Raw genomic sequence first — 9,077 nt, 5'->3', positions numbered from 1 at the left:
GATCGGCATTGAGCTGGGCGACGAGCGCCAGCAGCTCTTCCTGCGTCGTATGCTCAGGCAGCGAATGCTGCACGGACTTGAAGCCGCATTCCTTGGCCATGCGGCTCTTGGCGCCGACATAGGCCTGGCTCGCCGGATCATTGCCGACGATAACCACAGCAAGCCCGGTCTCGACGCCCGTCTCCTGGCGGAGCGTTGCAGTGGTGGCTTTCACCTGGTCGATGACGGAAGCGGCAATCTCGGTGCCGTTGATGATCTTGGCCATCTCAGCCCATCCTTTCGGATGCGTAAGAGCCGGGGCTGGCGGGGAAGACGATGGTCTTGTTGCCGTTCATGAATACTCGATGATGGATATGGGCATGGATGGCACGCGCCAGCACCTGGCTTTCGACATCGCGGGCGATCGACACATAGTCCAAGGCGCTCTGTGCATGTGTGATCCGGGCGACGTCCTGTTCAATGATCGGGCCTTCATCGAGGTCGGCGGTGACGTAGTGCGCGGTGGCGCCAATCAGTTTCACGCCACGCTCATAGGCCTGCTTGTAGGGATTGGCACCCTTGAAGCTCGGCAGGAAGGAATGGTGGATGTTGATGATCCGGCCGCTCATCTTCTGGCAGACCTCATCAGAGAGCACCTGCATATAGCGGGCCAGCACGATCAGTTCGGCGCCGGATGAGGTGACCACGTTCATCATTCTGGCCTCCGCCTCGGGCTTGTTGGCTTTGGTGACGGAAATGTGGTGGAAAGGGATGTCGTGATTGACGACGACCTTCTGGTAATCGAAATGGTTCGACACCACACCGACGATATCGATCGGCAATGCGCCGATCTTCCAGCGGTAGAGCAGGTCGTTGAGGCAATGGCCGAACCGCGAGACCATCAGCAGCACCTTCATCTTGTGGTCGCCATCGTGGAATTCGCTAACCATGTCGAACTTCTTCTTCACCGGCTCGAATCCCGTCACAATCTCTTCGATCGCCACGCCTTCCTGGCTCACGAAGGTCAGCCGCATGAAGAACAGCCCGGTCTCCAAGTCATCGAACTGCGAACTGTCGATGATGTAGCAGCCTTTCTCGGCAAGGAAGCCGGTGATCGCGGCGACAATGCCGCGGGTGGATTGGCAGGTGACTGTCAGGACATAGCTCTTCATGGGTGTCTCGTACTTGGAGGGAATTGGCGGTCGCAATCTTATTTCTTGACTGCAGCCGCATGCAAAAGCGGTCCAAGCCCTGTTCAATCCGCTCGCATTAGGCAGCGAGCAAGGACTTCAGCTTGATCGATGATGATGCGAGGGCACTGCGATCCGGCCGGGCACGCGCGGTTATCAGCATCTCCGCTAGCCGAATGTCGCGACCAACGGAATTGCCTCGGCCGATGCCGCTCGCTGCCACCAGATGCCCGTCTGCATCGAGATGAAACAGCAGGAAGGCATCTTCGCCAAGGTCGCGGCGCACGGTGGCAGTGGCCGACGCCGCTAGTCCGGCGATCTGTAGCGTAAGATCATACTGATCGGACCAGAACCACGGCACGTCGACGAAAGGCTTGCTCCCACCCAGCAGATTGCTTGCGACTAGAATGCCCTGGTCTTGAGCGCTTCTCCAGGACTCGAGCCGAAGACGGACATTGCCGTAGATCGCCGAGGGAAAGGAGCAACAGTCTCCTGCTGCAAAAATATCGGGATCGGAGGTCGCTAGATAGGCGTCGACAGCAATGCCGTTGTTGACAACCAAGCCACATTCTTCTGCGAGCCTTGTATTCGGGACGGCACCGACGCCGGCCAGCACGAGATCGCCCGTCCACCGAGAACCGTCAGCGAGGGTAACGGTGATGCCAGCCTCGTCCTCCGCAATCTCTGACACGGTCGCGTTTAGAACGAATTCAACGCCTTCGGCGCGGTGACGCGCTTCGACAACGGATGCGATCTCTTGCGGCACCACGCGCGCCATCAGCCGCGGAAGCCCTTCGACAACAAGGACGGACGTGCGCTGCTGCCGCGCCGAAGCAGCCACTTCAAGACCGATGAAGCCTCCGCCGATGACGATCAGCCTCCGGCAGGCGCCTAGCCGTTCACGGATCGCCAAAGCATCGGCATATGTCCGAAGCGTGATAAGTCGTGTCAAATGTTGCGTATTTGGCAATGATCGGGGGCGTGCGCCGGTCGCCAACAGCAGCCGGTCGTAGGCAAGCGCCATGCCGTCAACGAGGATAACCTGCTGCTTGTCCCGGTCAATCCGCGCCGCTGCCATGCCCTCGATGAGTTCGATGCCTGCGCCCTGATATGCCTCCCGAGCTGCAATCAGCGTCAGTTCCTTCGCTCCGAGGAGCACCTGCTTGGAGAGCGGCGGCCTGTCGTAAGGTAGCTCTCGCTCGTCCCCAATTAGGGTAACCCTTCCCAGGAACCCTTTTTCGCGCAGGGTTAGAGCCGCGCGACCACCGCATAGGCCCGCTCCGATAATGACGATGTGCTTTGCGCTATCCACCATGACCTCCAGCAAGCAGATTCCTCCTCTGCCCGTATGAAGGATAAAAACTGCGATGCGACTTGCCAATGAGGTTATGATACAAAGTATCAATCGTATCATTATTCTCTGAAAATGATGCTGAAGATACCAGTTTTCGATCAGATGTTCTCTCGGGTATAAAGATCGAATGGCAGGACGCAGGTGTAGTTGCCCATCCCGGATTTAGCGCTGGCCGCGCGGATCATTCCTCCAATGACTTCGCCCGCGAGGCGGTCCAGGGGGTGGGAGATGACGAAGGTCATCGTACCGTCCAACAATGCCTCCTGGGTTACGTCCATGAGTTCATAGCCCACGACCTTCACTTTTCCGGCCATGCCCGATGATCTGAGTGCGGCCAATGTCCCCGATATTCCTCCTCCGGCGACGTAGATGCCTTGAAGATCTGGGTGCTCCCGCAGGAGCTTTTCTGTCATCTCCTGCGCGACAGCCTTGTTTTCAAACGTTAATAATGGTTCAAGCAGCGTGAAGCCCGGGGCATGCTCGCGAAAATAGGAGCGGAAACCGCTCTCGTTCATTTCCTGGCATCTGTATCGCAGATTGCCGACCAGGATGCCCAGCTTGCCGGGCTCCTTGCTGGTATGCTCGAAAACCCAAGCGGCGGTCCGTCCCACTTTCCACCCGTCGATTCCGATATAATGCACCAGTCCGGTCGAGGCCAGTTGTGAGATCAGCGCAAAGACCGGCGTACCGCGATCCTGCAACGTCTGGATTGCTTGACTGACGATCGGGTGGACTGCGGAGACTACCCCAATCGCATCGCAATCTTTGGCAAGGGTCAGCATTCGTGCTGCAGTGTTTTGGGGTGACAGATCGTCGAGGAACTCGATTCGGGCTTCGACATGCGCCTCTGATGCTCGTTCGGCGGCAGCGCTGAGCGCCTTTGCCAGGTTCTTGTAGAAGGTCCGTGTTGGCTGGTGCAACAGGAAGCCGAACCGATACCGTGGTTTCGCTGCCGCCACCCGGCTTTCGATTGCACCAACGCCGTAGAAACCTATGGCTTGGGCCGCCGCCTTCACATGCTCCATCGTCTTCTGCTTGACGCCGGCCGAACCGCTGAGGACGCGGTTCACCGTGGCGATGGAAACATCGGCCGCTTCGGCCAGGTCACGGATCGTCGGGCGCGCCATAGTTCCTCCTTATATCATTTCATATCTTTGTCGGGCAATTTTGACATGAATGATACTATCGTATCTTGAGGATATCATCATCACTTGATTTGATTTCAGTCAAGGCGTTTATTGGCGGCAACCAAAGGGCGGGACGATGTCCGTCCAAGCTGGAACATATCAACGAAAGCGGCAGGCGACCGCAACGGGCTCATCGATGCCGGGAGCTCGACTGGCGAAGCTTTGTCTGGTGCCTCCCCTGATGTGCATGCCTGCACACCTGAGGGTGAGACAAGGCAACGTGTTGCCGACGGAGGAATGAGATGGATGATCTGAGGTTTGGCACTCGCAACAAAAGGGGCGACTGGGCTCCGAATGGCAGGATTGAGATCGCCTCCTCCTGGGCATGGCCGCCGAAATTGCTGTCGTTCCTGAAGTGGCTTCCGGAATATATCTGGCCATGGAACGCATTTCACATGGCGACGGCGCTGCTCTACTGGTTCTACGTCGTGCCGGATGTGGCGACCATGAAGACGTTAAGCATCGGCTGGGCGCTCCGGCTTTATGCGGTGAATGCCGCGGCAATCTTCGTGTTCTACGGTTCGATCGAGCTCTTCTACTATATCAGGCGCAAGCAGGGCACGCGCTTCAAGTACAATTCGAAGTTTCCCAGCGAGCAGCCTTCCGACGTCTTCTGGTTCAAGAGCCAGAATATCGACAATTTTCTGCGATCGTTCTTCGTCTCGATCCCGCTGTGGACCGTGGTCGAAGTGCTGATGCTGTGGTGCTTCGCTAATGGGTTCGTTTCCTGGGTGAAGTGGGAAGAGCACCCGTATTACCTGGCTTTCCTCGTATTGGTCTCTCCCGCCATTCACGAGGTCCATTTCTTCATCATCCATCGCCTGATCCATACACCACTGCTCTATAGGTGGATCCATTCCGTCCATCACAATTCGGTCAATCCGTCGCCTTGGTCGTCGCTGTCGATGCATCCTGTCGAGGGCTTCCTCTACCACGCGGTGGCCTTCTGGCACCTGGTGATTCCGTCCAACCCCATCGTCGGCTTGTTCCAATTGCACATGGCGGGCTTCGGCGCAGTCAACGGTCATATCGGCTTTGAAAAGCTGGAGATCACCGAAGAAACCGCCGTCAATAGCCATGCCTATACGCACTACCTGCATCACAAATATTTCGAGGTGAACTATGGCGGCGACGGCCTGATCCCGCTCGATAAGTGGTTCGGCACCTGGCACGACGGCACCAAGGAGGGCGACGCCCAGATGCAGGCGCGCTTCCAGAAGAAGAAAGAACGGCTGAACGCCAAGCAAGGCGCCAAGGCCTGAGACATCGAGAGCGGACTGCCGACCGTCTTGGGCAGTTGAAATGGGGACATGGGAGGAGATCTTGCCCCCGCAAACCAAATGCAGGGACGGGCCAAAAGCCCGCCAGCGCAACCAATCAGTCTTGTAACGCCGTCAGGTGACGGTATTTGGAGGAGGGTAAAATGAAAATAGTGAAACATCTTCTGGCTGCGGCGGTTGCCGCCGTTGTCCTGTCAACGGCTGCCACAGCGGCCATGGCCGGCGGAGCCAATATCTTCGTCATCGGCGGCAAGGCGGACGATCCGTTCTGGTCGAAGGTGAAGAAGGGCGCCGATGACGCCGCCAAGGTCGTTGAACTGACCGGCGGCAAAGTTACCTGGCTTGGCCCGCAGAATTACGACAATCTCGGCCCGGATGCAGCCAACCTTATCCGTACGGCTCTGAGCCAGAACCCCAGCGCCATTGTCGGCCCCGATTGGGTGCCGGAAGCGATGGACGAAGCCTTCAAGTCCGTCGTCGCGGCCAAGGTTCCGCTGATCGTCTACAACGCGGGCGGTATCGATGCGGCCAACAATCTCGGCGCGATGAACTATATCGGCAGCGATGAACACACCGCCGGCGTCGCTGGCGGCCAGTATTTCGGCCAGGCCGGTTCCAAGAACGTGCTCTGTGTCAACACCCTGCCGGGTGCGGCCAATACCGAAGCCCGTTGCGCCGGCGTGTTCGAGGGCGTCGGCATGAATGGCGGCAAGTCGACCCAGCTGCCGCTGCCATCGAGCACCTTCGGCAACCCGACCGCGGTCGCCGAAGCCATCAAGGCAGCGCTGCTCAAGGACCCGACCATTGACGGCATCATCACGATCAGCGCCGGCGACGGCAACAGTGCCGCCAACGCCATCATGCAGGCCAATGTCGGCGACAAGGTGAAACTCGCCACCTTCGACATGGATGAGACGGCGCTGCAGCGCATCAAGGATGGTGGCCAGCTCTTCGCCATCGACCAGCAGCCGTATCTGCAAGGTTACCTCGCCGTGTCGCTGCTCAACGGTTACGTCAATTTCGGCCTCGACCTGCCGACCAAGCCGGTCCTGACCGGCCCCGGCATCGTCGACTCCTCGAACATCGACGCGACGCTGGCCGGTGTGAAGGCGGGCGCTCGCTGACGCTCTGACTTGAGTGTCCGGCACGAAGGGCAATCCGACGGGCCGGACACCTCCGCAGCGGCGTCGCTCGCGGGTGCAACGACGCCACCTTACAACAGTTACAAGCCCCGGGAGGTTCATCCATGAAATCTCAAACCCTAGCTCAACCGCTAGAGCGTGCGAGCGCGCCGGCGCCCAAAAGCACGACGTCGTCCACGCCATCGCTCGGCAGCCTCGTTCGCCGCCCCGAAATGGGTTCCTTCATCGGCCTCGTCGCCGTCTTCGCGTTCTTTTCCGTGTTTGGCGGTGCGAACTTCCTGTCGCTTGGCGGCGTGGCGAGCTGGCTCAATGTCGCGGCAGGTTTGGGCATTATCGCGCTGCCGGTGGGGCTGTTGATGATCGCCGGACATCTCGACCTTTCCGTCGGCTCCGTCATCCCGGCGAGCTCGATGATGATCGCCATCGTCTCGGGTTACTACCAGGCGCCGATCATCGTCGGCATCGTCGCCGCCCTCTGTCTCGGTATGGCGGTCGGCTTCCTCAACGGCGTGCTGGTTATCCGCACCCGGGTCCCGTCGTTCGTCGTGACGCTGGCGACACTCTTCGCGGTCGCCGGGCTGACGCTAGGCCTCTCGGTCATCCTGGCCGGCAGCACCAGTGTCGCGCTCAACGGTGGTCCCGTTGCCAAGATGCTGCTCGGCCAGTTCGTCGGCGGCAAATTCCAGGTGACGATCTTCTGGTGGATCGCAGCCGTCGTGATTGTCGGCTTCATCCTCAATGTCTCCCGCTTCGGCAACTGGATTTTCGCCATGGGCGGCGATCAGGTCAGCGCCCGCAATGCCGGCATTCCGACCGAACGCCTGACGATCTGGCTGTTCGTCGGCAGCGGCCTCTGTGCGGCATTTGTCGGCCTTTCGCAGGCGCTGCTCTATAACAGTGCGCAGGTGGCGGCCGGTCAGTCCTTCATCTTCAATTCCATCATCGCGGTCGTCGTCGGCGGTGTGCTGCTCACCGGCGGCTATGGTTCGGTCGTCGGCATCGTGCTCGGAACGCTAACCTTCTCGGTCGTCAACCAGGGCATTTTCTACACCGGCTTCGATGCCAACTGGGCGTCGCTGATCATCGGCGTGCTGCTGCTGGCAGCCGTACTGATGAATAACACCTTCCGCACCATGGCCCTGACCCATTCGCCCCGTGGCAAGAAAGGGACACGCTCATGACATCGCCACTCCTCAAGCTCACAGGCGTAAACAAGTCCTTTGGTCCGATCGACGTTCTGCATGATATCTCGATCGAAGTGAATGCAGGGGAGGTGCTCTGCCTCCTCGGCGACAACGGTGCCGGCAAGTCGACATTGATCAAGACCTTGTCCGGCGTGCACAAGCCGACCTCCGGAACGATGGAAGTGAACGGCAAGCCCGTCATCTTCGAAGGGCCGCGCGACGCCAGCGCGATGGGCATCGCCACCGTCCATCAGTTCGGCGGCACCTTCCCGCTGATGAGCATCGGCCGCTCCTTCTTCGTCGGTGCCGAACCCACGCGACGCTGGGGGCCGTTCAGCGTTTTCGACCGCAGGTATGCCAACGAGGTTGCGGTGCGCTCGATGCGTGAGCTCGGCATCACCCGGATCGACGATGGCGACCGGCTGGTCGGCGGATTGTCGGGCGGCGAGCGTCAGTCACTAGCAATCGCCCGCGCCGTCCATTTCGGCGCGAAACTCCTGATCCTCGACGAGCCCACGGCGGCGCTCGGCGTTAAGCAGGCGACACATGTCCTGCGAATCGTCAACGAGGCGAAGCGGCGCGGACTCGCCGTCATCTTCATCACCCACCAGGTGATGCATGCCATGGCGGTGGGTGACCATTTCGCCGTTCTGATCCGCGGCGCCATCGCTGCCGACTTCCGCAAGGGCGAGCGCTCGCGAGAAGAGATCACCGACCTGATGGCCGGCGGAGAAACCATGGCCTCGCTAGAGGCCGAGATTGAAAGCCATATGGCTGAGCAGTCTGGCAGCTCTCCCGCGACCATTGCGCAATGATGGTCAAGGACAGTGGTAGACCATCGTCTTGAATTGAATTCCTCCCGTCCGCTTTTCTCCCGAGCATGCGGCGGACACCTGGTGGCCCGGGGTCCAAATCCGGGCCACCCCTTCAACCCCGAAAAACAACAAAGAAGCGAGTTGACTATCATGCCTGAATGGGTGGAAGCCTGTGGAACGGGCGACGTGGATCAGGAGGAACTGATCCGTTTCGATCACCAGGGGCGGACCTTCTGCGTCTACCACAGTCCCGATGACGAGTATTTCTGCACCGATGGCCTTTGTACGCACGAGAAGGTGCACCTCGCCGATGGTCTGGTGATGGACTACGTCATCGAATGCCCAAAGCACAACGGCCAGTTCGATTATCGCACGGGTGAAGCCGTGCGTATGCCCGTCTGTGTCAACCTGAAAACCTATGCCGTCAAGGTCGAGAACGGCCGCGTCTTCATCGAGATCTGAACATCATGACTTCAACATTTGCACTTGCCGCCTGCGCCGAAATGCTCTGGCGCGATCGTCCCATAGAATGGCGCGCCAGCCGCTTGAAAGAGATGGGTTTCGGGGTCGGCCTCTGGAACTGGCCGGACCACGACCTCGCCAAGCTGGAAGCCACCGGCGCCAGCTTCACCATCATGAATGGTTATCTACGCGGCCGCCTGACGGACAATGACGGCGCGGACGAACTCATCAAGACGGCTCGCGAAACGGCGCAAGTCGGTAAGCGCCTAGTACCTCTGCACAGAGGATTTGACGGTTTGGTTTGGCTGCAATGTTGGCAGGCAGTTGTGGTGGATGAGTAGTTCGACACTGCGTGCGATGCGTGGCTGCCTGCGGATCAGGCCGTTGCTTTCGAGCGTGAGCAGCATCTGGTGGACGGATGGCGGGGTGACGCCGAGATAGCGTTGCAGGTCGCGTTCGGCCGGTGCGCGCCCATTGATCGATC

General features: G+C 59.5%; 10 protein-coding genes and 1 pseudogene. 6 read left to right on the top strand and 5 right to left on the bottom strand.

Annotated features, from left to right (window positions below; genetic code table 11):
• From AC1D06_RS40255 to AC1D06_RS40240, 4 genes are all read right to left on the bottom strand, one after another.
• The coding region (locus AC1D06_RS40255; RefSeq protein ID WP_477991078.1) for a tetrahydrofolate dehydrogenase/cyclohydrolase catalytic domain-containing protein at positions 1–265 on the bottom strand (265 nt) is incomplete at its 3' end.
• Between the two features lies 1 nt (position 266).
• Positions 267–1,151, bottom strand: a complete 885-nt coding sequence (gene purU / locus AC1D06_RS40250; protein WP_477991077.1) for a formyltetrahydrofolate deformylase — start codon at positions 1,149–1,151, stop codon at positions 267–269.
• A gap of 97 nt (positions 1,152–1,248) precedes the next feature.
• On the bottom strand, positions 1,249–2,484 hold the full coding sequence (locus tag AC1D06_RS40245) for an NAD(P)/FAD-dependent oxidoreductase (RefSeq protein WP_477991081.1): 1,236 nt from the start codon (positions 2,482–2,484) through the stop codon (positions 1,249–1,251).
• 137 nt (positions 2,485–2,621) lie between these two features.
• Positions 2,622–3,650 carry a LacI family DNA-binding transcriptional regulator gene (locus AC1D06_RS40240; RefSeq protein ID WP_477876403.1) on the bottom strand — a complete coding sequence of 343 codons (1,029 nt, stop codon included), beginning with the start codon at positions 3,648–3,650 and terminating at the stop codon, positions 2,622–2,624.
• Positions 3,651–3,952: 302 nt separating this feature from the next.
• On the opposite strand from AC1D06_RS40240, the gene AC1D06_RS40235 reads away from it, so the two are divergent.
• The 6 genes and pseudogenes from AC1D06_RS40235 to AC1D06_RS40210 form a co-directional block, all read left to right on the top strand.
• The gene (locus AC1D06_RS40235) at positions 3,953–4,972 is read left to right on the top strand and encodes a sterol desaturase family protein (protein ID WP_477991076.1); all 1,020 of its coding nucleotides are present in this window, start codon (positions 3,953–3,955) and stop codon (positions 4,970–4,972) included.
• Between the two features lie 161 nt (positions 4,973–5,133).
• On the top strand, positions 5,134–6,114 hold the full coding sequence (locus AC1D06_RS40230) for a sugar ABC transporter substrate-binding protein (RefSeq protein ID WP_477991075.1): 981 nt from the start codon (positions 5,134–5,136) through the stop codon (positions 6,112–6,114).
• A gap of 230 nt (positions 6,115–6,344) precedes the next feature.
• On the top strand, positions 6,345–7,313 hold the full coding sequence (locus AC1D06_RS40225) for an ABC transporter permease (protein WP_477991080.1): 969 nt from the start codon (positions 6,345–6,347) through the stop codon (positions 7,311–7,313).
• Positions 7,310–8,131, top strand: coding sequence for an ATP-binding cassette domain-containing protein (locus AC1D06_RS40220; RefSeq protein WP_477876406.1), 822 nt, complete (start codon positions 7,310–7,312; stop codon positions 8,129–8,131). Before AC1D06_RS40225 ends, AC1D06_RS40220 begins: the two co-directional genes overlap by 4 nt.
• Positions 8,132–8,281: 150 nt before the next feature.
• Positions 8,282–8,593, top strand: a complete 312-nt coding sequence (locus AC1D06_RS40215) for a MocE family 2Fe-2S type ferredoxin (protein WP_477876407.1) — start codon at positions 8,282–8,284, stop codon at positions 8,591–8,593.
• Positions 8,594–8,598: 5 nt separating this feature from the next.
• A pseudogene (locus AC1D06_RS40210) lies at positions 8,599–8,862 on the top strand (hydroxypyruvate isomerase); the annotation flags it as partial.
• Here the strand turns inward: AC1D06_RS40210 and AC1D06_RS40205 are convergent.
• Complete coding sequence (locus AC1D06_RS40205) at positions 8,860–9,042, bottom strand: helix-turn-helix domain-containing protein (protein WP_477991079.1); 183 nt, start codon at positions 9,040–9,042, stop codon at positions 8,860–8,862. The pseudogene AC1D06_RS40210 and the gene AC1D06_RS40205 sit on opposite strands and share 3 nt — an antisense overlap.
• Positions 9,043–9,077 lie beyond the last annotated feature (35 nt).

The organism is Rhizobium sp. P2_G2, from assembly GCF_056403555.1.
This window is presented reverse-complemented; position numbering and strand designations above follow the sequence as displayed.

Bases quoted from the DNA above. Each gene is read 5' to 3' on its own strand.
- purU (WP_477991077.1), bottom strand. From the start codon at position 1,151: ATGAAGAGCTATGTCCTGACAGTCACCTGCCAATCCACCCGCGGCATT.
- AC1D06_RS40245 (WP_477991081.1), bottom strand. From the start codon at position 2,484: ATGGTGGATAGCGCAAAGCACATCGTCATTATCGGAGCGGGCCTATGC.
- AC1D06_RS40240 (WP_477876403.1), bottom strand. From the start codon at position 3,650: ATGGCGCGCCCGACGATCCGTGACCTGGCCGAAGCGGCCGATGTTTCC.
- AC1D06_RS40235 (WP_477991076.1), top strand. From the start codon at position 3,953: ATGGATGATCTGAGGTTTGGCACTCGCAACAAAAGGGGCGACTGGGCT.
- AC1D06_RS40230 (WP_477991075.1), top strand. From the start codon at position 5,134: ATGAAAATAGTGAAACATCTTCTGGCTGCGGCGGTTGCCGCCGTTGTC.
- AC1D06_RS40225 (WP_477991080.1), top strand. From the start codon at position 6,345: ATGGGTTCCTTCATCGGCCTCGTCGCCGTCTTCGCGTTCTTTTCCGTG.
- AC1D06_RS40220 (WP_477876406.1), top strand. From the start codon at position 7,310: ATGACATCGCCACTCCTCAAGCTCACAGGCGTAAACAAGTCCTTTGGT.
- AC1D06_RS40215 (WP_477876407.1), top strand. From the start codon at position 8,282: ATGCCTGAATGGGTGGAAGCCTGTGGAACGGGCGACGTGGATCAGGAG.